This is a genomic window from Deinococcus sp. KSM4-11 (assembly GCF_004801415.1).
Classification (GTDB): Bacteria; Deinococcota; Deinococci; order Deinococcales; family Deinococcaceae; genus Deinococcus.
The window spans coordinates 101452-123697 of record NZ_SSNX01000003.1 but is presented as its reverse complement, the minus strand read 5'-3'; the positions used below and the strand labels follow the sequence as shown (position 1 = coordinate 123697).

General features: G+C 69.2%; 22 protein-coding genes and 1 tRNA gene. 14 read left to right on the top strand and 9 right to left on the bottom strand.

What is annotated here, in order from left to right:
* Positions 1–27: 27 nt before the first annotated feature.
* On the top strand, positions 28–1917 hold the full coding sequence (abc-f, locus tag E7T09_RS10460) for a ribosomal protection-like ABC-F family protein (protein ID WP_136389129.1): 1890 nt from the start codon (positions 28–30) through the stop codon (positions 1915–1917).
* A 63-nt stretch (positions 1918–1980) separates the two neighbouring features.
* On the opposite strand, the gene E7T09_RS10455 is transcribed toward abc-f, so the two are convergent.
* Positions 1981–3135, bottom strand: coding sequence for an Ig-like domain-containing protein (locus tag E7T09_RS10455; RefSeq protein WP_136389128.1), 1155 nt, complete (start codon positions 3133–3135; stop codon positions 1981–1983).
* 496 nt (positions 3136–3631) lie between these two features.
* On the opposite strand from E7T09_RS10455, the gene E7T09_RS10450 reads away from it, so the two are divergent.
* Positions 3632–4471 (top strand): carbon-nitrogen hydrolase family protein, encoded by an 840-nt coding sequence (locus E7T09_RS10450; protein ID WP_205746991.1) that lies wholly within the window; start codon positions 3632–3634, stop codon positions 4469–4471.
* A 1-nt stretch (position 4472) separates the two neighbouring features.
* On the opposite strand, the gene E7T09_RS10445 is transcribed toward E7T09_RS10450, so the two are convergent.
* Positions 4473–5693 carry a toxic anion resistance protein gene (locus E7T09_RS10445; protein ID WP_136389127.1) on the bottom strand — a complete coding sequence of 407 codons (1221 nt, stop codon included), beginning with the start codon at positions 5691–5693 and terminating at the stop codon, positions 4473–4475.
* 173 nt (positions 5694–5866) lie between these two features.
* Between E7T09_RS10445 and E7T09_RS10440 the strand changes: the two genes are divergently transcribed.
* Positions 5867–6331, top strand: coding sequence for an AAA family ATPase (locus tag E7T09_RS10440; RefSeq protein ID WP_136389126.1), 465 nt, complete (start codon positions 5867–5869; stop codon positions 6329–6331).
* A gap of 3 nt (positions 6332–6334) precedes the next feature.
* Here E7T09_RS10440 and E7T09_RS10435 read toward each other — a convergent pair whose 3' ends face one another.
* On the bottom strand, positions 6335–7102 hold the full coding sequence (locus tag E7T09_RS10435; RefSeq protein ID WP_136389125.1) for a hypothetical protein: 768 nt from the start codon (positions 7100–7102) through the stop codon (positions 6335–6337).
* Between the two features lie 205 nt (positions 7103–7307).
* On the opposite strand from E7T09_RS10435, the gene gatC reads away from it, so the two are divergent.
* The 3 genes from gatC (at position 7308) to E7T09_RS10420 (ending at position 9432) form a co-directional block, all read left to right on the top strand.
* Positions 7308–7598 carry an Asp-tRNA(Asn)/Glu-tRNA(Gln) amidotransferase subunit GatC gene (gene gatC, locus E7T09_RS10430; RefSeq protein WP_136389124.1) on the top strand — a complete coding sequence of 97 codons (291 nt, stop codon included), beginning with the start codon at positions 7308–7310 and terminating at the stop codon, positions 7596–7598.
* Positions 7598–8881 carry a serine--tRNA ligase gene (gene serS / locus E7T09_RS10425; RefSeq protein WP_136389123.1) on the top strand — a complete coding sequence of 428 codons (1284 nt, stop codon included), beginning with the start codon at positions 7598–7600 and terminating at the stop codon, positions 8879–8881. The genes gatC and serS overlap by 1 nt, the downstream gene beginning before the upstream one ends.
* A gap of 113 nt (positions 8882–8994) precedes the next feature.
* Complete coding sequence (locus tag E7T09_RS10420) at positions 8995–9432, top strand: hypothetical protein (protein ID WP_136389122.1); 438 nt, start codon at positions 8995–8997, stop codon at positions 9430–9432.
* A 17-nt stretch (positions 9433–9449) separates the two neighbouring features.
* Here E7T09_RS10420 and E7T09_RS10415 read toward each other — a convergent pair whose 3' ends face one another.
* Positions 9450–9728, bottom strand: a complete 279-nt coding sequence (locus E7T09_RS10415; protein ID WP_136389121.1) for a hypothetical protein — start codon at positions 9726–9728, stop codon at positions 9450–9452.
* 143 nt (positions 9729–9871) lie between these two features.
* Here E7T09_RS10415 and E7T09_RS10410 point away from each other — a divergent pair, with 143 nt between their 5' ends.
* Entirely contained in the window at positions 9872–10387 is a 516-nt protein-coding gene (locus tag E7T09_RS10410) for a hypothetical protein (protein WP_136389120.1), read from the top strand.
* Positions 10380–11021: a ComF family protein gene (locus E7T09_RS10405; RefSeq protein WP_136389119.1), complete on the top strand. Its 642-nt coding sequence runs from the start codon at positions 10380–10382 to the stop codon at positions 11019–11021. Before E7T09_RS10410 ends, E7T09_RS10405 begins: the two co-directional genes overlap by 8 nt.
* 9 nt (positions 11022–11030) lie before the next feature.
* Here E7T09_RS10405 and E7T09_RS10400 read toward each other — a convergent pair whose 3' ends face one another.
* From E7T09_RS10400 to E7T09_RS10385, 4 genes are all read right to left on the bottom strand, one after another.
* Positions 11031–11216 carry a hypothetical protein gene (locus E7T09_RS10400; RefSeq protein ID WP_136389118.1) on the bottom strand — a complete coding sequence of 62 codons (186 nt, stop codon included), beginning with the start codon at positions 11214–11216 and terminating at the stop codon, positions 11031–11033.
* A 53-nt stretch (positions 11217–11269) separates the two neighbouring features.
* Entirely contained in the window at positions 11270–11671 is a 402-nt protein-coding gene (locus E7T09_RS10395) for a methylglyoxal synthase (protein ID WP_136389117.1), read from the bottom strand.
* A gap of 27 nt (positions 11672–11698) precedes the next feature.
* Positions 11699–12568, bottom strand: a complete 870-nt coding sequence (locus E7T09_RS10390; RefSeq protein ID WP_136389116.1) for a DUF1206 domain-containing protein — start codon at positions 12566–12568, stop codon at positions 11699–11701.
* Between the two features lie 73 nt (positions 12569–12641).
* Complete coding sequence (locus tag E7T09_RS10385) at positions 12642–13133, bottom strand: YbjN domain-containing protein (protein ID WP_136389115.1); 492 nt, start codon at positions 13131–13133, stop codon at positions 12642–12644.
* Positions 13134–13231: 98 nt separating this feature from the next.
* Between E7T09_RS10385 and E7T09_RS10380 the strand changes: the two genes are divergently transcribed.
* From E7T09_RS10380 to E7T09_RS10360, 5 genes are all read left to right on the top strand, one after another.
* The gene (locus E7T09_RS10380; protein ID WP_136389114.1) at positions 13232–14263 is read left to right on the top strand and encodes a bifunctional nicotinamide-nucleotide adenylyltransferase/Nudix hydroxylase; all 1032 of its coding nucleotides are present in this window, start codon (positions 13232–13234) and stop codon (positions 14261–14263) included.
* Between the two features lie 42 nt (positions 14264–14305).
* Positions 14306–14776: a GIY-YIG nuclease family protein gene (locus tag E7T09_RS10375; RefSeq protein ID WP_205746990.1), complete on the top strand. Its 471-nt coding sequence runs from the start codon at positions 14306–14308 to the stop codon at positions 14774–14776.
* Positions 14777–14947: 171 nt separating this feature from the next.
* Positions 14948–17587, top strand: coding sequence for a DEAD/DEAH box helicase (locus E7T09_RS10370; protein WP_136389113.1), 2640 nt, complete (start codon positions 14948–14950; stop codon positions 17585–17587).
* A gap of 70 nt (positions 17588–17657) precedes the next feature.
* Positions 17658–17731: transfer RNA gene (locus E7T09_RS10365), tRNA-Gln, on the top strand.
* 137 nt (positions 17732–17868) lie between these two features.
* Positions 17869–18456, top strand: a complete 588-nt coding sequence (locus E7T09_RS10360; RefSeq protein WP_136389112.1) for a DUF4384 domain-containing protein — start codon at positions 17869–17871, stop codon at positions 18454–18456.
* 66 nt (positions 18457–18522) lie between these two features.
* Here the strand turns inward: E7T09_RS10360 and E7T09_RS10355 are convergent, their stop codons facing one another.
* Positions 18523–19419, bottom strand: coding sequence for a DMT family transporter (locus E7T09_RS10355; RefSeq protein ID WP_240741743.1), 897 nt, complete (start codon positions 19417–19419; stop codon positions 18523–18525).
* 86 nt (positions 19420–19505) lie between these two features.
* Between E7T09_RS10355 and priA the strand changes: the two genes are divergently transcribed.
* Positions 19506–22022 (top strand): primosomal protein N', encoded by a 2517-nt coding sequence (gene priA / locus E7T09_RS10350; protein ID WP_240741742.1) that lies wholly within the window; start codon positions 19506–19508, stop codon positions 22020–22022.
* The last annotated feature ends 224 nt before the right edge of the window (positions 22023–22246 follow it).

The window sequence follows — 22246 nt, the reverse complement described above, 5'->3', positions numbered from 1 at the left end:
TTGGGCCGGCACCGTATAATCGGGGGCGTGCTTGTTGCCGTGCAGGACGCCAATAAAGAGTATGGGCCGCTCAGCGTGCTCAGCGACGTGACTTTCGCCGTGCAGCCCGGCGACCGGGTGGGTCTGGTGGGCCGCAACGGAGCGGGAAAGACCACGCTCTTCCGGCTGCTGACCGGCAGTCTGGTTCCCGACGGGGGCACGGTCAGGCGGTCACCGGGGGTGAGGGTGCGGGCGCTGCAACAGGATCCGACCTTCCCGGCCGGCGCGACCGTCGACTCGGTGCTCGACGCCGCCTTCCACGACCTCGACCTGCTCGAAGCCGAACTCCAGCAGGCCGCCGAGGCCATGCACACCGGCACGCCCGAGAGCATCCTGCACCACGAGGCCGTGCTGGAGCATTACCAGCGCCGCGGGGGCTTCGAGCGCCGCAGCCGCAAGGACGCCGTCACCCTGGCCTTCGGCTTCCGGGGCCGCGAGCAGACCGAGGTGACCGGCCTGAGCGGCGGGGAACGCACCCGCCTGGGCCTCGCCGCGCTGCTCGTCGAGAACCCGGACGTGCTGCTGCTCGACGAGCCCACCAACCACCTCGACATCGTGATGGTCGAGTGGCTGGAGAATTTCCTGAGCCGCTACCCCGGCGCGGTCTTGCTGATCAGCCACGACCGCACCTTCCTGGACGCCGTGACCAACGAGACCGCGTACCTGCGCGGCGGCACCCTGCGCGTGTACACAGGGAACTACACCACCTTCCGTGAGACGCTCGCCGCTGAACTCGAACAGCAGGCCGCGCGGCACGCCATCGAATCCCGCCAGGTCGCCTCGCTCCAGGCCAGCGCGGACCGCATGAAGATCTGGGGCCTGGGCATGAGCAAACTCGCCCGCCGCGCCAAGGCCATGCAGGCCAGGGTCGACCGCATGCAGGCCCGCGCGACCGCTGCGCCCCCGCCGGATCAGCGCACCACCCGCATCGTCTTCCACGCCCCGGAAAGCGGCGAGGTCGTCCTTGACGCCCGGCACATCACCCGGCGCATCGAGGGCCGCACCCTCTTCGAGAACCTCAGCGTGCAGGTACGTCGGGGCGAACGCATCGCCATCATCGGCCGCAACGGCGCGGGCAAGACCACCCTGCTGCGCGCCCTGCTGGGCATCGATCCCAGCGACGATCCACGCGGCCGGGTGCTGACCGGCGCGCGCGTCACGGTCGGGTACTACGACCAGGCGCTGCGCGGCGTGGAACCGGAGCAGACCCTCTATGACGTCGCCCGCGAGTACGTGCAGAAAGACCCGCAGGCGCACGACCTGCTCGGTACCTTCATGTTCCCCTACGACCAGCACGACAAACCCGCCCGCATCCTGTCCGGCGGGGAACGCGCCCGCCTCGCGCTGCTGAAACTCGCGCAGGAAGACCACAACCTGCTGGTGCTCGACGAGCCCACCAACCACCTCGACATGGAGATGGTCGAATCCCTGGAAGCTGCCCTGGACGACTTCGACGGCACGCTGCTGATGGTCAGCCACGACCGCGCGTTCATCGAGGGCCTCGCAGACCGAATCTGGCTGATCGAGGACGGCCAGTTCTACGAATACCCCGGCTGGGAGGACTACAAGGTCAAACACAGGACGGCCGCGCAACTCCAGGCCGAGGCGGAGGCCGCCGCGCCCCGTGTTCAGACCGCGCCCGTGGCCGCCAAAGGCAAGGGCCTGTGGCACCTGAAGCGCGAGGTCGAGGCCCTGGAAGCTGACATCGCCACCCTGGAAGCCGAGCTGGACGCCGCCCACACGGCCCTGGGATCAGCCGGAGCGGACGCCGACTACGCCGCGCTGGGTAGGGCAGCCCACGACCTGGAAGGCAAGCTGGAGCAGAAGATGCACACCTGGAGCGAGAAACAGGCCGAAGTCGAGGCGAAGGGCGGATAGCAGGCAACACGGAAGCAGCGCCCCCAGGTGAGTGGGGGCGCTGCTTGTTACCGCCGATTCAAATCAGGGGGCGGGAACGATGTCGATGTAGTTGATCTTGGTGTTCTTGCCGCCGATGGCGTCCACGGTCAGCATGCCGTCAGCGACCGTCACAGGAACGGAGGCACTCGTGAAAGGCTTCGCAACCGTGGGAACGAACTTGTCGATCACAGTCGTGCCTTCCAGACGGATGGAGTGCAGGCTGTTCAGGTTGGATTTCGTGGTGCCGTCATCGGCGGTGGCAGCATCGCCCACGCTGACCGTCACAGTGTACTTGCCGTTGGCAACCTTGTACTCGAAGGCTCCCGAGACCAGATTGGAGGCCACACCGTTGACAGCAGCGCAGTTCTTCCCGTCTGTAGCGGTTCCGCACTGCATGTTGATCTGGGTATAGAGGCGGGCGTCTGTGGTGCTGGTCGGGTTGGTGGCCGTGCGGTCACGGGCGTCAGTGCTCATGTCCAGCGGCTTGAGGGTGCCGCTCAGGCTCGCTTCCTCGACCCAGCCGATCCCGGTCGCGGCATTGTAGGCAGCGCCCGTATCATTGGTGTAGACCACTCCACCGACGGTCACCGTTCCAGCAGCTTTGGCGAAGTTGATGTGCGCAGTGGTTAGGGTGCCGCCGCCAGTGCCGCTGGTCACGGTCACGGTGGCGGTGCCGCACTTGGTGGTGTAGCTGGCCAGCGTGGAGCAGGCGGTGATGGTGGCCGTACCAGCCGTCTTGCCAGTCACGATGCCGGCCGAGCTAACGGTCGCAATGGCGTCGCTGCTGCTCTTCCAGCTGACGGTCTGCGCCGGGCTGTTGGTTCCGGTCACCGTGGCTTTCAGGGTGGTGGTGGCACCCACAGCAACCGACGCGGTGGTGGGAGCCACGGCAACACTGGTCACGGTTGCGGGCGTGGTCGTCTTGTTGCAGGCCATCATGCCAACGGACAGGGTGGCGGCGAGAACGGCGAGGGCAGAGCGGCGGAGCGTGTTGGATTGCAGCATGGGATACCGAACCTTTCTGAGAGAGGGCGGGCTGTGGATGCAGACCTCGATCTGATTGATCGTCCCTACTGTGACCCGCAGAGCGTTACTGGAACGTGAAAGGTCTTGCCACGAATCGTTTAGTTTCGGTGGGCAGCCAGTGGAGGCCTTGACCATGGTAGATCCGGTGTCCTGGTCAGTGGTGGCGGCCATAGAGAGCGCTAATGCTGGCTGACTGAAATCTGAAGACCGCTAGTTCTTGAGTGCTTCCTCGGAGACCAGGGGTGCGCCGGAGTCCCACCTTGACTGCGTCCTGCTAATCGCTTTCGCGGATAGTCATACCTCTACCAGTTGTGTCCAGTAGGGCAAGGTCATGGGGGTCGTCTGCGAGTCGCTGCGACGTTCCCGCCAGCTATACGCAGTAGACACTGGGGTTGGAACTCGGCGAGACTCGCTCGTCCCGCTCCTTCGAAGTCAACCTTGGTACGCTTGGCGTTCAGTCCACCCTTCAGGGGAGGCCGACCACGCCCGCGTTCCCCTGACTGGGGTGACGTTCACATGCACGAGCCGCTGGTGGCATCCTCCGGCATGCGGCTGCACGAGCAGCGCCCTGACTTCCCACAAGGCGAGCCGCCCCATGCTTGACCGCCTCCTCGCTGACGCTACTGGCTCCACCCGCTACTAGGGGAGTGGTGGCTACAGTAGACGGGTGACCCCCACCATTCCGTTCCGTCTGGCCACCGCGCAACTCCCAGTCAGCGGGGACGCCCATGTGAACGGCCGAAACGTGCAGGCCGCCATGCGCGAGGCCGCGGCCGGAGGTGCCCGCCTGATCCATTTCCCGGAAGGCGTGCTGTCCGGGTACGTGAAGCATCCCATTCAGGACTGGGCCGAGGTGGACTGGGAGATCGTGCGGGAGGAACTGGAGGCCGTGATGGCCCTGGCCGCTGACCTGAAACTCTGGGTGGTGCTCGGTTCGGCGCACCCGCTCACGCCGCCGCGCTGGCCGCACAACAGCCTGTACGTCATCTCGGATCAGGGCCACGTTGTCACCCGCTACGATAAGCGCATCTGCTCGCACACCGAGGTCACGCGGTTCTACACTCCCGGCCACGCCCCCACCGTGTTCGAGGTGGACAGCTTCCGCTTCGGCTGTGCGATATGCATTGAGGTCAACTTTCCCGCGCTGTTCATGGAGTACGACCGGCTCGGCGTCGATGTCGTGCTGCTCAGCGCGTATCCGGTCGACAGTATCTTCCTCGTCAAGGCCCGCTCCCACGCCGCCATTCACAACGTCTGGCTCAGCCTGTCGAGCGTGACCGAGACCGACCACCTGTTCCGCTCAGCCCTGATCGATCCGCGGGGCGAGGTCGTGGCCGAGGTGCCCGGCGTCCAGAGCCTCGTGATCCACACCCTCGATCCCGGCGCCCCGGAACTGGACATCGCCCTCACCAAGGCACGGCCGTGGCGGGCGAGCGTGGAGGGTGATCCTCGCTATGACACCGCCGGGCTGAACGATCCGCGCAGCACCGACCGAACCGGCGTCTAGCTCAGAGCTTCAGTTCACCCTGCGGCGTGACATTCAGATCCTGCGTCAGTTCCCGGGCGACCTGCTGGCGTTCGCGATCCAGGTACGTCTGGGCCTGTCCCACTTCCTTGTCGAGCACCTGCATGGTGTCCTTGAAGCGCTCCAGCGCCTGCTGCCGGTACGAGCTGATGGCGTCCAGGGCCCCGTAGACCTCGCGAAAGGCATTCTGGATGATCTGCGGATCGACGGTGGCGCTGCCCGCCTGCCGCTGGATTTCCGTGCTCTGCTCGCGCAGGAGCTTGGCGGTACTGCCGATCATCTTGCCGGTGGTGTCGTTCAGCGCCGTGACCTGCCCCAGCACGGCCTGCTGCGTGCCCAGCGCCTGCGAGACCATCAGCGCGGTTTTCAGGGCGCTGACCGTGGTGGTCGTGGCCCGATCCACGCCCTTGATGAGTTCCAGGTTGTTGCGCCGCACCAGGTCGAGCGCCAGGTACCCCTGAATGCTCACGGCCAGTTGGGTCAGCAGATCGGTCACGCGCTGGCGCACGGCGAACAGCAGTTCCTCGCTGACCATGCGCGCCTTGTCCGGATCGGTCTGCTGGAGCACTGCCAGGCGCCCGGTCAGCGCCTCATCCACCGCCTTGCCGACGTGCGCGTACTGCCGGAGTTTCTGCATGGTCTCCCACAGGTGCACCTTCTCGGTCTCGATAGTGGCGTTATCGCGCCGCAATTCATCCTGGCCGCGGTACAGCGCCTCCAGGATGCCGTTCAGGTGGCTCTGGGCGCTCTGGTACTTGTCCATGGCGTTCTGGACTTTCTTGCCGCCGGGCAGCATGCCCAGAAAGCGCCGGGGCGTGGGCGCGCGGCTGGGGTCGAGGCCCTCCACCGTGCGGCGCAGTTCCGTGAGGCCCTTCAGAATGTCGCTGCCCTCGGCCAGGACGCCCACGCGGGTGGCGCGCAGCGGCCGGTCGAGCATGCGGTTGGAGCTCTGCGCGGCGGCGCGCTGCTCGGGCAGGCCCAGGTCGTGCACGGCGTCCAGCTTGCGCTTGAACTCCGGGGTGTGGGTGCCTGCCGTCAGGACGTCCTCGGCAAAGGCGCGGGCCATGGTGTCCAGCCGCGCGCGATCCTCGTCCGAGAGGGGAACCATTTCCGGCGCCTGCTGCGGCTGCACGCCCGGCACGGCGTCCGGTGCCTTGAGGACCTGATCGGGTGGGGTCAGCGGGCCGGGATTGCCGTCACTCATTCTTCCTATTACGCCGCGTGTTCATGAAGGGTTGCATCCGGCAAAAGGCGGATCAGGAGCGAGCCTGCGGGACTGCCCCGCACGTCGGCCGGACGGGTTCAGAGACGGGTACCATGCCGACATGAATTACGCGGCGCGCTGGAACGGACGTCTTCACCACTCGGGTGCCTGAGATGCCCCCGCCCACCCTCTACGTGATGGTCGGCCTGCCCGGCGCCGGAAAGACCACGCTTGCCAGGCAGCTGGAGCTTGAACACGCCGCTCTGCGCCTCACCCCGGACGACTGGATGATGCCGCTGTTCGGCTGGGGCCAGTCCGGTGACAAGCGGGAGGTGGTCGAAGCGCTGCTCTGGGGCGTCGCGGCCCGCACCCTGACCCTGGGCGTGAACGTGGTGCTGGACTACGGGCTGTGGGGTCGCAGCGAGCGTGACGACTACCGGGCACGGGCGGCGGCCCTGGGCGCGCGGGTGCAGATGCATTACCTGGAAGCACCATTTGAAGAGCTGTGGCGACGGATCGAGGCCAGGAACTCGGCTCCCAGGCAGGGAGAAGTGCCGATCACGCGCGCCCAGCTCCAGGACTACTGGAACATCTTCGACCCCCAGCGCCCGACGCCGGACGAACTGGCCCTGTCCTGAGGGCTACTGAACCGTCACGGTCAGTGTGGCGAACTCACTGTGCATGCCGGCGCCGTTGAACACCGCGCGCAGCGTGTAGGTTCCGGCCGGGAGGGCCTGACCGGACGCGCCCCGCCCGTCCCAGCGGATCTTCTGCACTTCCGCCGTCTCTCCCGCACCCACGCTGGTGTTCACGATCTGCATGGTGCACAGCGTGTCCTTGGGATCCGGCCGCACGATCTCGCCGGCCGCGCTGATCACCTCGAAGCGCACGTCGCAGGCCCCGTGGGCGAGGTTCACGGCCGCCGTGCCGGTGTTCGACAGGGTGAAGCTCCAGGTGGTGGCGGTGCCGGCGCGCAGCGTGCCCGGCCCGCTCAGTGCGGCGCGCAGCGTGGGCGCCAGCGGGGAGCCCTTGATGGGCAGCGTGGTCGCGTCCGGCAGGCTACCGGCGGGCACTGGCGCGGGGGTGGTCGGGCCACTTCCGGTCGCGCCCGTCTTGTCGCCCACCTGGTAGTCCACGATCCCGGTCGGCAGTCCCGCCTGCCGCAGGCGCACCAGCAGCGTCAGGCGATCTACTGCCGAGAGGCCCACCACGACCACGCGGCCCTGCGTGAGGTCAAGGCGGCTGGATTGCAGGGTCTTCAGGTCACCGAGCAGCGGCGTCACGGCGTCCAGCTGGGCGCGCGTGTAGCCCGATGGGAAGGCGCTCATGGTGGTCGTCTGGGCGACTGCGGCGGTGAGCGGTGCGGCCCCGAGGGACAGCAGGGACAGGGTCAGCAGGACTCGCTTCATGCTCCTACCCTGACGTGAAGTAGCTGACGCTGGGTGAGGACACCTGACGTGGTTCCCTGGGGAACCGCAGAGGCGGTTAGGTCGAGAACGGGAAGAAGGCGCTTGAGAGGGCGACGGACACCCCCTGTACGGCGCCGCGCTGGCGGGCGGCGGCCCCTCGCGGACTGGTGTTCATGCACGCGGATACGACCCTATACTTCCCGTCATGATTGACGCGGCGCAGATCGACCACCTCGCGGCCCTGGCCCGGCTGCAGCTGACCCCTGAGGAGCGGGTGGACATGCAAGACGACCTGGGCCGCATCCTCGGGTACTTCGAACTCCTGAACGAGGTTGATGTGGACGGCGTGGAGGAGATGCAGCGCCCGGTCTCCCTGGTGAACGTGCTGCGCGACGACGTGCCCGGCGAGGCCTTCCCGCGCTCGGTGGTGGAGGCCCTGGCCCCCGAGATGCAGGACGGTCAGGTACGCGTGCCCCGCACGGTGGAGCAGGGCTGATGCTGGATCTGAAGTTCATCCGCGAGAACGCCGGCGCTGTCCGGGACGCCATCCGCGTCAAGTACGTGACCCTGGATCTGGACGAACTGCTGGCCCTCGACCGCGAACTTCTGGGCGTGAAACAGCGCGTGGAGGCCCTCCAGACCGAACGGAACGCCAACGCGAAACTCGTGCCAAAGGTCACGCCGGACGAGCGGCCCGCGCTGATCCAGAAGGGCAAAGACCTCGCCGAGGAGCTCAGGGGGCTGGAACCCGCCCTGCGCGCCCACGAGGAACAGCTGCGGCAACTGCTGCTGCGCGTGCCGAACATCCCTCTTCCCGGCGTGCCGGTGGGCCGTGACGACAGCGACAACGTGGAACTGCGCCGCGAGGGAACCCTGCCCACCTTCGATTTCACGCCGCTCGATCAGGTGGAGTTGCTGGAAAAGCAGGGCTGGAGCGACTTCGAGCGCGTGGCCCGTGTGAGCGGCAGCCGCAGCTATCTGCTCAAGGGCGAGGGCGCGCTGCTGGAGATGGCCGTGCAGATGTTCGCCATGAGCACGCTGGCCGGGCGGGGCTTCACGCCGCTGTCCACCACCGCGCTGGTGCGGCCCGAAACGCTGGTGCACTCCGGGCACTTCCCCGGCGACGAGGACAGCGTGTACAAGCTCGACGGCGACGAGCTGATGCTGGCCGGTACGGCGGAGGTGCCCGTGAACAGCCTGTACGCGGGCGAGCAGCTCACGCTGGAGCAGCTTCCCATGACCTTCGCGGCGATCAGCGGCGCGTTCCGGCGCGAGGCCGGGTCGGCGGGCCGCGACGTGCGGGGCCTGATCCGCGTGCACGAGTTCCGCAAGGTCGAGCAGTACGTGATCTGCCGCGCCGACGAGGCCGAGGGCCTGAAGTGGTTCGCGGCCCTGCTGGAGAACGCCGAGGTGATTCTGCAGGCACTGGAGCTGCCGTACCGCGTGGTGCAGAACTGCACGGGCGACATGGGCGCCGGCAAGGCGCTCATGTACGACATCGAGACCTGGGTGCCGAGCGAACAGGTGTACAGGGAGACGCATTCCTGTTCGTATCTGGGCGACTGGCAGGCCCGCCGCACCGGCCTGCGCTACCGCGACGAGGACGGCCGGCTCGTGTACGCGCATACCCTGAACAACACCGGGATCGCCACGCCGCGCATCCTGGTCCCCCTGCTCGAAAACCACCAGCAGGCCGATGGCACCATCCGGATTCCTGAGGCGCTGCGGCCCTATCTGGGGGGCAAGGCCGTGATCGGTACGCCCGTGCGCTCTGCCTAAATCGCGGAACAGGTGGTCTGAGGCGGGCCGACTTCCCCTGGCCCACCCACAGACCCGTCACGTCCGCGCCCGCCAGCGGCCCACGGGCAGGCACCGGGTTCTAGACTGCGCCCATGACCGCTGACCTGCCTCCCCGGCCCGAGAAGGGCGTCCGGGGGTTTGAACTGGACATCCACGTCGCCTTCGTGCACCCCCTGCCGGACGCGCAGGCACGGGCGGCGCTGCGCGTGCTGGACGGCCTTCGCGTGGAGCTGTACCGTCCGCACGCCTCACCGACCCGCGCGCTGCCGGACGGCGAGGACGGAGTGACCGGCGAGCCCGTTCCGTCAGCGCGCGTGACCGGGCCGCTGCGAGACCCGGAGGCCGTGCGGGCCGCCGTGGCCGCGCTCCTGCAGGATCGAGCGCGGTATGTCGAGGTCGGCGTGCGCGGTTTCCTGCGGGGCGCCGACGGCCGCACGGACTGGGTGCCGTGGCGGCGCAACACGGTGCTGCCCCGCACGGACACGGCCCGCGTGGCCTTCGAGCAGGGCGTGAAATACATCCTGGAATGATCCGCCGGCAGGGGCGCTCAGGCGCTCAGGGGCAGCACGCGGGCGCGGGCCTTCTCGCCCTCGGCCTGCGGGTGCACGGCCAGCACCAGCACATCCAGCCCGGCCGGGAGTAGGTAAGGCAGCCAGTGCTCGTTCAGCATGCGCAGGGCGCGCGTCGCGTCGGGCACCGGCACATCCCGCAGTACCAGCACCGCGCGCGTTCCGCCGTCGTTCAGCCACAGCTCCAGTACGCCCATGCGGTCGATGCCGCCGGCGGAACGGTACTCGAATTGCTGGGCTTGCCTGAGCGGCTTCATGCGGCGGGCCTCCTGTGATCCGGCACTGTGGTGTGGGGCCAGTGTACGGGCGGGCACTCTCCGGATTGTCCCGCGTGCTCCACCGTGCGCCGGGCCGGTGAACTGGGCGTGAATGCCCCGTGGCCGCCCGGTAGACTGCCCGCATGGACAGCGTCCGTGACCTGCTCGGCGAGTACCAGGGCTACGTGCTCGCGTACCGCCTGCGCGTGGCCGTGGGGGGTCGCGTCGCGCCGCCCGGTCCGCTGCTGAGCGTGGACGGCTATGCCGCGCGCCGCCTGGAACGCCAGAGCCTGGCCCGATCCCTGGTCACGCAGGGCATGGACGCCGGGCAGATGCGCCGCTTGGACGACCTCTCGGGCGAACTGATGTTCGGCTTCTGGTTGAACCCCTCGGAGGTCGCCGCCTTTCTGCGCGCCGCGATCCGCGAGGGCAGCCACCCCGCGCTGGGTGACCCGGCGGCATTCGCGGCCCTGCTGACCCCGACCGAACGGGCCCGGCTGGGCCGAGCTGGCCTCCAGCGCGTGTGCGCGCACCATCTGGCCTGCTTCACGCTGGCCGCCCCGATGCTCGACCCCGACGGCCTGACGGACGCCTTCCAGCTGATCGAGGCGACGCGCCCACCCCTGTTCCTGGACGGCCTGCCGGAGCAGGATGTCTGAGACGCCCGGTGTCCTGGGCCGCTGGTTGCGCCGCCTGCTGCCGCAACCCTGTCCCGGCTGCGGCGTCCAGCTGGGCCAGGAGGTCGGCCTGTGCGCTGCATGTCGCGCCACCCTGCGCCCGCGTGTGGACAGCCACAGTCCACTGCGCGCCCGACCGCAGCCGCACCTGGTCACGCTGGGCGAGTACCGGGGAGTGCGCCGCCGCGCGGTGCGTGCCCTGAAGTTCGCCGGAGCGCGGGATCTCGCCGGGGTACTGGGCGGGGCACTGGCGACCGGCGTTCCGACAACGTGGAACGTGGTGGCCGTCGTGCCGGTGCCGCTGCACCCCTCCCGGCAGCGCCAGCGGGGGTTCAACCAGGCCGCGCTGCTGGGACAGGCGGTCGCGGCCCATCTGGGCGTGCCTTGCGTGGACGCCCTGACCCGCACGCGCGCGACGGGACAGCAGGCAAAACAGCACGCGGCGCAGCGCGATCACATGCACGGTGCCTTCCAGGCCCGGCCCGGCGCGCTGCCACCGGGAGCCGTCCTGCTGCTCGATGACGTGTTGACCACCGGCGCCACGCTCGTCGCCTGTCAGCGGGCCCTTGAGGACGCGGGCGTCCTCGACGTCTACGCGGCCGTCATCGCCCGCTGAGGACGCAACTTACAGCCTGAACAGCACGAGGATGAGCAGCGCGACCAGCACCAAGATCGCCCACATCACCAGCGGTGAGCCGGAGCGCTCCGGCGCTCTGGACTGTCCCACGTAGATGCGCGGCGCGGAGCCCCGCAACCGGGTTCGTTCGGTCACTCCGGTGAAGATGGGCCTCGGCATCGAATGTCTGCTCATGCATCCCTCCCACGGCCTGCTACGGTTCGATCCAAGTGTACCCCCACCGGGGGTCAGTTCACCCCCTGCTGGCGTAGCCACAACATCAGCGCCTCGGCGCTCGCGGGATTGGTCGCCAGGGGGATGTCGTGCACGTCGCACAGCCGAACCAGGGCGCTCACGTCGGGCTCGTGCGGCTGCGCGGTCAGCGGATCGCGGAAGAAGAACACGGCCAGCACGCGCTCCTCGGCCAGCCGGGCGCCGATCTGCTGGTCGCCGCCCATCGGGCCGGACAGCACCCGCTCGACCTCCAGGCCGGTCTGCTTGGCCAGAATGCCGCCGGTGGTGCCGGTGGCGACCAGATGGAACTGCCGCAGCACGTCGCGGTGCCCGAGGGCGAACATGGCGAGTTCCAGTTTTTTCTTGTCGTGCGCGATCAGCGCCACCTGCCGCTTGCTGTCAGACCCGGACGTCATGCCCGCATTGTTCCACGCGGGTCGAGTTCAGCCCTCCACGCGGATGCGGCGGTACACGGCCTGAACGATGCACCACGCGCCGTAGCACAGCGTGCCCACCGCCACGGCCGCCAGCAGGACGTTGCCCTGCGGCTGACTGTGGAGCCACGTCAGCGCGCCGGACACGCCCACGACCTGCCCGGCCGAATCCTGCCATGCGGCGACCAGCAGGAACCCGCCGATGATCGCGCTCAGCACCCCACGCGACGCGATGCCCAGCTGCCCCACGCGCTTCAGCGTTCCCTGGTACCGCGCGCCGATGTCCCGGAAGGCCATGCGCTTCATGAACTTCGCGCCGTACGCCGTGTACAGCTGACTGCCCGCCAGGGCGAACAGTGCCACTGCCCCCAGCCCCAGCAGAACCTGCCCGCCCGGAACGTGCAGAACGGTATTCGCCGCGCTGGCCGTGCCGTTCTGCGTGTGGCTGGCTGTGCCGTGGGAGGCGACCCGCGCGGCGAAGATGGCCAGCGCGATGTTCGCGCCGCCGCTCAGCAGGTACCCGGTGCGCTTGACCATGGCGCCCGGTTTCGTGCCCTGGTGCTCCGGGTCAAGAAACGCTCGCAGCACCTGCCACAGCGCGTACCCGATGAGGCCCAGTACCAGCAGCCACATCAGTACCTGACCGCCGGGCAGATCCTCCAGGCGCAGCAGGCTGCCCTTGGTGTCGGTCGTCTGGCCGCCCCGCCCGAGGGCCACACTCAGGGCCAGAAACCCCAGCATGCCGTACACCACGCCCTTGCTGGCGTACCCGAACCGCGCCAGCGCCTCCAGGCCCGGCGCGGCGTGGTGGGTGGCGGTGCGGGCGGCCTCCTGCACCTGGCCCTGAACCTGCTTCCCGACCTGCTTGATATCGGTCATTTGCCCCAGTGTGCGGCGCGTGGAGTCGCGCCAGATGACGGCGCCTTTGCGGTCTCTTGAGGCGTCCCCAGGATCAGGGGAGTTTCGCTCCGTAGTCGCGCACGTCACTCAGGTAATCGGTCATCCAGGCCTTCAGGGCGGCGGCCGTGTACCCGCCGCGCAGGGGCATGGTGGAATCCAGGTAGTAGCCGCCCTCGTAGGTGTAGGCCTGCGTGTAGTAGTTCGCGTTCCAGTCGTTCACGACGCCCGTATCCAGATCGCCCTGGTCGGAGTAGTCCCAGCTGCTGCTGGCCGTGACGCGCGCGCAGGTGCCGGCCTTGCAGCCGCTGAGCCAGACGTCCATCTGGTCGTCCCCCAGGCGGATGGTCATGCTGGGATCCTTGTCCGGATCGGCGGGGTTCATGGTGACCGTGTACCCGGCGGCGCGCAGGATGGCGGCCACGGCGGCAGGGGTCGCCGCCTGTACCTGTCCACTGCCGGTCGCAGGCGCGCCCGCACCACCGGCCAGGGCGGCGCCAGTGAGAAACAGGGCGGTGGTGAGGGCCGACAGGGCAGACAGGCGCATGTCACCACCTTAATCATTTCCGGGCACCCGCGTGAGGCATCTGCGCGCCAGAGCGATTCTCATGTAACTCAGGCTGCGGGCACCAGAAAATGAGAGACATGACGGCCCCTCTCCCCGGCTCCCGCCGCCGCCGCACCTTCGGCGTTTACATCGGCCGCTTCGAGCCGCCCCACACCGCCCACCTGGAGGTCATGCTCGAGGCGCTGAGAAGCGTGCAGAAACTCATCATCGTGATCGGCTCGGCCCGCGCCGCCCGCACCCCCAAGAACCCGTTCACCGCCGAGGAACGCCAGGACATCATCGCCGCCATGCTCCAGGAAGCCGGAATTGCCCGCCCCCGCATCCTGTTCGTCCACGTACGCGATTACTTCTACAACGAGACCCTGTGGCTCAGCGAAGTCCAGCGCGGCGTGCAGGCCCACACGCGCGGCAGCAGCGACGTCGCCCTGATCGGCCACATCAAGGACGAGAGCAGCTACTATCTGCGCTCCTTCCCCGCCTGGGAATTCATTCCCACCCACGTCGTCAGCGACCTGTCGGCCACCACCGTCCGCCGGGCGTACTTCGAGGATCGTCTGGGCGACGTCGCCGACATGGTTCCACCCGCCGTGAACGCCTTCCTGAACACCTTTCACCGCGCCGCCGAGTACGCCGACCTGCGCGCCGAATACGACTACCTGCGCGAGTACCGCGAGTCCTGGAAGGACGCGCCCTTCCCCCCGGTGTTTCTCACCGCCGACGGCGTCGTCACGCGCAGCGGCCACGTCCTGCTGGTCCGCCGCGACGGCCTGCCCGGCCGCAACCGCCTCGCCATGCCCGGCGGCTTCGTCGGTCAACAGGAAACGCTGCTGGAATGCGCCATGCGCAAGGTGCGCGGCGAGAGTGGCCTGAACACCGCCATTCCCCTGGACACCCAACTGCGCAGCCAGAAGGTCTTCGACTACCCGGACCGCAGCCTGCGCGGCCGCACCGTCACGCACGCCTTCCACTTCGACCTCGGCATCGGGCAGCTCCCGGTGCTCAGCGAACCCCACGCCCTGTGGATGCCGCTGGGCGACGCCATGGAACGCCCTGAGCTGTTCTTCGAGGACCATCACGCGATCATCGAACACTTCCTGATGCGGGGATGAGGCAGTGCAGAGCGTGTCAGTGCGTCACACTGTCGTCATTCGATGACTCAGGACACCTCGTACTACGTGTACGCCCTGAAGGATCCGCGCACGTCGCCTGCGGTGCCCATTTATATTGGCAAGGGCACGGGTGTCCGCTCGCATGACCACGATGCCCGACCCGACGGCACGCTTAAGGGCCAGCGCATCCGGGAGATTCAGGAGGCTGGTCATCAGGTCTTGATCGCACGGCTGGTTGAGGGACTCACTGAGGCTCAGGCGTTACGGATCGAGGCGGAATTGATCGCCGCGTTCGGCACCGTGGCGAGTGGCGGCCTGCTCATGAACACGGTCATGCCTGCTGGGCTGGGCGCTAAAGCCCGCCTGCAACTGGTCGTACCGTCCGGTGTGAAGGAGAAAGCGCAGGTTGGCCTGGGTCTGGTGAAAGACGCTGTGCTGGAGCTCGCGCAGGCGAACCCGGCGGGCATCACCAACTCCGAGACGGCCAGCCTGCTCGGGCTGCGCAGCGACTAAGGGGGCGGCTCCAAGGATTACCTGTCCTACTCCGTGCTGGGGCTCCTGATGCGCGAGGGCAAACTGGTCCGCAAGGCCGGCGGCAAGAAGCACATGGCACAGGTGCGCTGATTCCCTCAACGTGACGCATCTTCCCCGCGTTCCCGTGCCTGCGCGCCTACACTGAAGCCCATGCTGCTGGCCCGCTCCCCCACCGCCCATCTGGAGGGGTTCCTGCGGGACACGCTGGGCGGCGGCGCGGCACGGCTGCATGTCGAGGACGCGGCCCCGGCCCAGACGCTGGGCGTGGGAGAACTGGGCTGGTCGCCGGCGGTGGCACGCGGCTTCGGCTTCGACCGGGTGTACGCCCATCAGGCCGAGGTGTACCGCCTGATGCGGGACGGGCAGCACGTGATCGTGACCACCCCGACCGCGAGCGGCAAGACCGGCGCGTTCTTTCCCGGCGTGTTCGAGCGGCTGGAGACCGACCCGGATGCCACGGCCCTGTTCGTGTACCCGCTGGTGGCCCTCGGGCAGGATCAGCGGGACAAGCTGCTGGCCTTCCGGGAGCGCGGCGGCTTTCCGTGGGGGATCGGGACGTTCCACGGGGCGGCGCAGGTGCCGGAGGTGTTCGCCGATGGCGTGCGGATGGTCACGGCCACGCCCGACAAGCTGCACTGGTCGCTGACGCAGCCCCGCGTGCGCGGGTTCCTGTCGAAGCTGGCGTTCATCGTGCTGGACGAGGCGCACACCTACCGGGGCGGGTTCGGGTCGGAGGTCGCGGGGATGCTGCGGCGGCTGCTGGAGCTTGCGCGGGCACTGGGCGCGACCCCACAGGTGGTGCTGAGCACCGCGACCATCGGCAACCCGGCCGAGTTCGCGCGGGAATTGGCCGGCGTGGACGCCGTGGAGGTCAGCGAGTCCGGTGCGGCGAAACCGGGGAAGCTGTACTACCTCGCGGATCACCGAGGGCAGCCCCGGCGGTTCTGGAACGCCGTCATGGACGCCAGCGCCCGGCATGGCCTGAAGGTGCTGGCCTTCTTCCGGGGGCGCTCGCGGGCGGCGCGGCTGTACTCCACGTACCGGGCGCAGCCGCAGTACGCGGGCTGCGCGCACCTGTACATGGCGGGCACCAGCGACCGCGAGGGCCGTCTCAGCGAGTTCCGCCGCGCGAAAAGTGGGGTGATGTTTGCCACGAACGCCCTGGAGGCCGGCGTGGACATCGGTGACCTGGAGGTCGTGATCATCGACGGGTATCCGGGCTCGCGCATGGCCTTCCGGCAGATGGCGGGCCGCGCTGGGCGGGTCGCGCCGGGACTGGTGCTGTACCTTCCCTCTCTGAACGAGCAGGGCGTGCCGCAGCCCGCCGACGCCTTTTACAGCAACGCCGGAAACTTCCTCGACCTGCTCACCGGTCCCATCGAAAAGGCCGTGGTGGAGGCGCAGAACCCGTACCTGTCGCCCAAACACCAGGCCCGCGCAAACGAGGAATTCCGCTCGGCGGGCCTGCCGGAGCCACACCTTCCGGAAGTGACCGTCCAGAAGTACTGGAACCTGCGCGGCGAGGGCAGCCAGAAGTTCGTGGTGATCGAGGCCGCCGACTGGGAGAAACACGGTGTGAAGGCGCTGGAACTGCCGCTCGAATCGCCCAGCCAGCACTACGCGTACACCGAGAAGCACGAGGGCGCGGTCTTCACGCTGGACGGGCAGGGCTACAAGGTGATCCGCTGGGAGCGGCACCGCGACGGCACCGCGATCCTGGTCGAGCGCTTCGACGCCGCGAACCTGTTCACGCGCGGGCTGTACGCCACGACAGTCACGCCGCGCGGTATGGGCGAGTGGCAGCGGCGCGGCCCGCTGGCCTTCCGGCACGGCGAGGTCGTCATCCGCCGCCGGTACACCGGGTACCAGATGCTGCGGCAGGTGTTCGAGCGCGTGTGCGTGGGCTGCGACCGTGAGCCCGGCGAGACCGAGCGCGTCTGCGCGAAGTGCGGCGGGCGCATCCAGGACCGCATGCAGGATCACAAGCTGTCCGAGCACCTGTACGACGACCCCATCGAGCTGCCGCCCTTCCGCACCAGTGCCCTGGAGATCGGCATCGACGCGCGCAGCACCGAGCGCCCCACGGCGGTGGCGCATACCCTCAAGCACCTGCTCCAGAAGGTCACGCCCGAACGCGTCGCCTGCGACGAGAACGATCTCGCGGGCGCGTTCCGGGACGGCCACGACACCTACTTCTACGTGTACGACGACTGGCTGGGCGGCCTGGGCGTGTCGCGGCGCGCGTACGAGCACCTGGACGACCTGCTGCACCGGGCCCTGCACCTGACCTCCAAGACCTGCTGCAAGGCCCCGGAGGGCTGTTACGCGTGCATTGCGGTCAGCCGCTGTTCCGCACCGTTTCTGCCCAGCGGTGAGCGTCGGCCCACCGACAAGCACGCCACCCGCGCGTTCCTGGAGGCCGTGCTGGGCGTCACCGCCGTGCCAGACGAGGGCAGTTCAGCCGATCTCATTCCGGACACCCTGCCGGACCTGCCGCCCTCGTGGCCGCTCCAGGCGCGGGAACTGCTCGACCTGCACGGCCTGTCGCTGCCGGAAGTCAGCGCCCGCCTGGGCATTCCCAGCCGCGAGATCCAGCGCATGGTCGATACCACCACCCCGCTGCGTCTGAAGCACCCGAAGTTCGGCGAGGGCGTGTTCCTGTCGGGCTTTCACCAGGGCGAACGGCGCGAGGTGCTGGTGTACTTTCCCGGCGTGGGCCAGAAGCGGCTGCTGCTCGTGCATGCCAGCCTCAGCGTGACCGAGGGGCCACCCGCTCCAGCCGGTGCGTGACCCATCAGCAAGTTGACCCTCCTCGCGGGGCACGGCTATACTCCCGATGCGCTGAACGCGGGCGCAGCACAGGGATATGGTGTAATGGCAGCACAACAGATTTTGGATCTGTTTGTCTAGGTTCGAATCCTAGTATCCCTGCCACAGTGGCGGCCTCCTTCACGGGGGCCGTTTTGCTGTGGGCGCGTCAGAAAGCAGTCATGAGGGAAAACGTCGCCGGACTCACGTTCCGTCAGCTCCCATTCACCGGGCGTCAGGTGGCGGGGACTACCGTGAAAGGTATGAAAAAGCCCTTCGTCCTGCTCGCCCTGACCGCCTCCCTGCTGGGCCTGGGGGCCCCCGCCCTCGCCGCGCCCAGGATCAGCGCGCAGAGCATCATCGTGAACCCGGTGCCCACCAGCCTGAGCGTGCAGGTCTGGGTGAACCGCGATCCGTACGGCAACGGCACGCCCAGCTACCGCATCGGCGAGAACATCAGCGTCTCGGCCCGCGTCAGCGAGGACGCCTACGTGTACCTGTTCAACATCAACCCCGACGGCACCACCGATCAGATCCTGCCCAACCGCCTGGGCGGTGGCAACTACGTGCGCGCCGGACAGGTCCGCACCTTCCCCAGCGCCGGGGACAACTTCCAGTTCAACATTGCCGGGCCGTACGGCCTGAACAAGGTGCTGGTCATCGCCAGCCGCCACCAGCTGAACCTCAGCGAACTCAGCTCCTACAGCGGCGGCGGGGCCTTCGCCACCGTGAAACCCCAGGATCCAGGCCGGCTCGCGCAGGCGCTGAGCATCGTGGTCGATCCGGTCAGCCAGCCCGTGCCACAGCAGGACTGGACGAGCGACGCCGTGCAGTACAACGTCGCGTACTGAGCACAGGGCTGTACAGGAGGGCGTCCGGACACTCGACAGTCCGGACGCCGCTACTGTGCCGGACGCTCAGGGGTGTGGGACAGCGGGTACGCGCCGCGCGGGCCACTGGGCCAGTCCGGCCCCGGCGAGGATCAGCACGCCGCCCAGCAGCGCGCCGCTGCCCAGGTGCTCGCGCAGCAGCAGCGTGGCCAGCAGCACCGTGAACAGCGGTTCCAGGGTGCCCAGCAGACTGGCGCGCGTGGCCCCCAGGCGGGCGATGGCGCCGTACAGGGCGGGGACCGCCACGATGGTCGGGATGAGGGCCATGCCCAGGATCACGCCCCAGGAAGGAAGGTCATGGGGAACGTGCAGCGTGCCCCTCACGCCTGCCAGGATGCCGAAGGTCACGCCGGCCACGAGCGCCATGTGCGCCGTCGCCGCGACCGGCGTGACGCCGCCCAGGAAGCGCTCCGAGGCGCTGAGATACAGGGCGTACAGGACTCCGGCCGCCGCGCCGCACAGCAGGCCCACCGCGTCGCGGTCGGCACCCCCGGGCAGGCCGATGACCAGCCCCAGTCCCAGCCCGGCCAGCGCCACCGCGCCCAGCTGCGTCCGGCGGGGGGCCTGTCCCTGCAGCCAGCCCAGCAGCACCACGTAGGCGGGGGCCGAGTACAGCAGCAGGCTCGTGGTGCCGGCCGTCACGCGGTCCAGCGCCAGGAAGTACGCGAGGGTGGCCACCGTGTACAGCGCGCCCACGCCGATCAGGCGGGCACGCACGGCCCACCCGAGCCGTCCGGACAGGGGAAGCAGGATCAGTGCCACCACGGCGAAGCGCCACCCCAGGGCCGCGTGGCTGTCCAGGCCCAGCCCCGCCGCCAGCTTGCCGAAGATGCCCAGCGTGCTGAAGGCCAGGGCCGCCAGCACGCCCAGGCCCACCCCGCTGCGCGTGTCGGACATCGGCGGGTGGATGGCAGGTGAGGTCACGCGCGCCAGTGTAGGGGAGGGCCGCGCCCGTCCGTTCGTGACGTCCGGACATCGCGGATTGGGCCCGCCGCGCTAGCCTGCGGGTTGTGACGCCGCCCGCCGCCCCACTTCCCGGACCGTGGCAGGTGGTGGTGAACCTTCCCGTGCCCGCCTACGATTTCGGCGTGCCTCACGGCTTTACGGGGCCGGTGCCGCTGGGCTGCCGGGTGCTGGTGCCGTGGCGCGGTGAACTGGCCGTGGGCCTGGTGGTGGGCGAGGGAGACCCGCGCGGAGGCCACCGGCTGCGGGAAGCCGTGCACGTCCTGGATGACCCCGCCCGCCCCTGGGTGCCGCCCGCCACGGTGCAGGGCCTCACCGGCTGGGCGTTCGATGCCCGTATTCCCGCCGGACTGATCTGGGGTGACCTGCTCGGCACCGGCTGGGACGCCGCGTACACGCACATGATCCGTGCCGTCGAGGGAGCCGACCTGAGCGCCTTTTCCCGCAAGGCCCCCACCGAACGCTGGACGGACGCCGGAGCCTTCTCGCCCTCCCTGCTGGACGCCATCCGCGCGCAGGGCCTGCTGGAGGAACGCTTCACGCCCCGGCCCCGCCTGAAGACCGTGGTGGAGGCCAGGGCGTTGGAGGACGTGCCCCCGGCCGCCCGCCTGGGCACCGTGATCCGGGCGGTTCCCGAGTCCACCGCCCGCCTGACGCCCAAGCAGACGCAGGCCGTGGCATGGCTCGCGGAGTCCGGCCCCGCCGAGACCCTCAGCGCCTGGGCGAAGGGGGCGGGGGTGAGCAATGCGGTGGTCACGGCGGCCCTCAACGCCGGCGGGGCCGAGTACGTCCGGATCGAGACGCCGTCGCCGACCGCGTGGGAGTGGCTCCGCGAGAACGGCCCGCTGGACTCCTACGCGGCCTGGGCGAACGGGGCGAGCGCCGAGGGGATTCCCCTCTCGCCCACGCAGGCGGGCACGCTGGCGCTGCGCGGCTGGGCGGACACCGTGGACGTGCCCGCGCCGCCCCCTGCCCTGCCCGAAGCGGAGGCGCTGAGCGTCGATCCGGAGCTGTCAGACCGGCTGCCCGAAGGCCCCGTGTGGCGGCTGCATGGAGGCCGCGCCGCCACGCGCGCCGGGATTCTCGCGCCGCGGGTGGCCCGCCTGCTGCGGCGAGGGTGCGGCGTGCTGGTGCTCGCCCCGGACGCCGCCACCCTGCGCCGCGCGTGGGAAGGACTGTCGGGCCTCGCGGCCGCCTGCGGCACGCGCGCCGTGCAGGTCAGCGGACAGCTCGGCGAGGCGCAGCGCGAGCACACCTGGAGCCTGCTGCGGGAGGGCGAGGCCCGGCTCGTGATCGGCAGCGGCCACGCCCTGACCGCCCCACTGACCGACCCGGCCCTGCTGATCGTGCTGGAGGAGGCCAGCGACGCGCACAAGCTCCTCTCGGGCAGCCGCGCCTTCCTGCCCGACGTGGCCGCCCGGATTGCCGCCGCCCATGACGCGTCCCTCGCCTACGTCGGTGCGGCCCCGGCCGCCGAGAGTGTTCCGCACCCCGGCGCGGTGCTGCCGCCCCCGCGCACGCGCCTTCACGTCGTGGATTACGCGAACCCGCCCGAACAACCGGAACTCGGGCCGCTGTCCGGCGTGCAGCACCGGCAGGGTGACCTGGGCTATCCCCTCAGCCACGACCTCGCGCGCGTGCTGCGGCAGGTACGGGAACGTGGGCGGCAGGCCGTGCTGCTTGCGCCCAGGCGCGGGTACAGCGCCCTGCTGCGCTGCCCCACCTGCGAGCACACCCCGCATTGCCGCAACTGCGACGTGCCCCTGCGTTTTCACCAGGAAACCCGTCAGCTCACCTGCCACCAGTGCGGTTACCACGAGGTCATCCCGGACCGCTGCGACAACTGCGGCGACCGCATGTGGAAAGCGCGCGGCCCCGGCACCGAATGGATCGCGCAGGAGGTGCAGAAACTGCTCCCCGGCTTTCCCGTGTTCCGGCTGGACAAAGACAGTCAGGATGACCTGAGTGCCCTGATGGACGGTCAGCCGGGCATCGTCGTCGGCACACAGCTCCTACTCTCGATGGAACCTCCGCCGAACCTCGCCCTGATCGGCGTGACCCTGGCCGACACCTGGCTGAACGTGTCCGACTTCCGCGCCAGCGAGCGCTACCACCGCCTGCTGCGGCAACTGGCCGAGTGGCACCCCACCCGCGCGCCCATGCTGCTCGTGCAGACCTTCCAGGCCGACCATCCCGCCCTGAAGGTCATGGTCGAGGGCCGCGACGCCCTGGCCTACCCCGCCGCCGAGGAACGCGCCCGCAAGGCCCTGGGGTACCCGCCGCATGCCCGCCTCGCGCAGATCGAGGTCACGGCCCGCGAGGCGAACAAAGCCCAGGCGGCCGCGCAGGAACTCGCCGACGCCCTGCACGGCGCCGGGGCCACCGCCCAGGAAGTCCTCGGCCCGGCCCCCAGCCCGGTCGCCCGGCTGCGCGGCGTGTACCCCTACCACCTGTTCCTCCGGGCCCGCCACGATGCCCGCCTGGGGGAACTGCTCCGCGTGCTGGACACCCGGACGTGGAAGGCGCGGGTACGGGTGGACGTGAACCCGCGGGGGGGGCTGTGAACACCCTCCCGAAGGGTGCACAGCCCTGCGTTCACGCCTCCGTGCGCTTCGCGGCCAGCTTCCATTGAGAGGTCGAGGGGCCAGGGAATCGCCTTGCCTCACGTTCAAGGGGAGGTGACACAGAGCGCCGCAGGAGTCTACTAATAGCGGCTAAAGTCCGTATCGGTGTTCCGGATCATATGACCTCTGATACCCGGCCAGGAGCGACTCCCAGTTTTTGAGTG

Bases quoted from the DNA above. Each gene is read 5' to 3' on its own strand.
- E7T09_RS10455 (WP_136389128.1), bottom strand. From the start codon at position 3,135: ATGGCCGCCACCACTGACCAGGACACCGGATCTACCATGGTCAAGGCC.
- E7T09_RS10445 (WP_136389127.1), bottom strand. From the start codon at position 5,693: ATGAGTGACGGCAATCCCGGCCCGCTGACCCCACCCGATCAGGTCCTC.
- E7T09_RS10440 (WP_136389126.1), top strand. From the start codon at position 5,867: ATGCCCCCGCCCACCCTCTACGTGATGGTCGGCCTGCCCGGCGCCGGA.
- E7T09_RS10435 (WP_136389125.1), bottom strand. From the start codon at position 7,102: ATGAAGCGAGTCCTGCTGACCCTGTCCCTGCTGTCCCTCGGGGCCGCA.
- gatC (WP_136389124.1), top strand. From the start codon at position 7,308: ATGATTGACGCGGCGCAGATCGACCACCTCGCGGCCCTGGCCCGGCTG.
- serS (WP_136389123.1), top strand. From the start codon at position 7,598: ATGCTGGATCTGAAGTTCATCCGCGAGAACGCCGGCGCTGTCCGGGAC.
- E7T09_RS10420 (WP_136389122.1), top strand. From the start codon at position 8,995: ATGACCGCTGACCTGCCTCCCCGGCCCGAGAAGGGCGTCCGGGGGTTT.
- E7T09_RS10415 (WP_136389121.1), bottom strand. From the start codon at position 9,728: ATGAAGCCGCTCAGGCAAGCCCAGCAATTCGAGTACCGTTCCGCCGGC.
- E7T09_RS10410 (WP_136389120.1), top strand. From the start codon at position 9,872: ATGGACAGCGTCCGTGACCTGCTCGGCGAGTACCAGGGCTACGTGCTC.
- E7T09_RS10405 (WP_136389119.1), top strand. From the start codon at position 10,380: ATGTCTGAGACGCCCGGTGTCCTGGGCCGCTGGTTGCGCCGCCTGCTG.
- E7T09_RS10400 (WP_136389118.1), bottom strand. From the start codon at position 11,216: ATGAGCAGACATTCGATGCCGAGGCCCATCTTCACCGGAGTGACCGAA.
- E7T09_RS10395 (WP_136389117.1), bottom strand. From the start codon at position 11,671: ATGACGTCCGGGTCTGACAGCAAGCGGCAGGTGGCGCTGATCGCGCAC.
- E7T09_RS10390 (WP_136389116.1), bottom strand. From the start codon at position 12,568: ATGACCGATATCAAGCAGGTCGGGAAGCAGGTTCAGGGCCAGGTGCAG.
- E7T09_RS10385 (WP_136389115.1), bottom strand. From the start codon at position 13,133: ATGCGCCTGTCTGCCCTGTCGGCCCTCACCACCGCCCTGTTTCTCACT.
- E7T09_RS10380 (WP_136389114.1), top strand. From the start codon at position 13,232: ATGACGGCCCCTCTCCCCGGCTCCCGCCGCCGCCGCACCTTCGGCGTT.
- E7T09_RS10375 (WP_205746990.1), top strand. From the start codon at position 14,306: ATGACTCAGGACACCTCGTACTACGTGTACGCCCTGAAGGATCCGCGC.
- E7T09_RS10370 (WP_136389113.1), top strand. From the start codon at position 14,948: ATGCTGCTGGCCCGCTCCCCCACCGCCCATCTGGAGGGGTTCCTGCGG.
- E7T09_RS10360 (WP_136389112.1), top strand. From the start codon at position 17,869: ATGAAAAAGCCCTTCGTCCTGCTCGCCCTGACCGCCTCCCTGCTGGGC.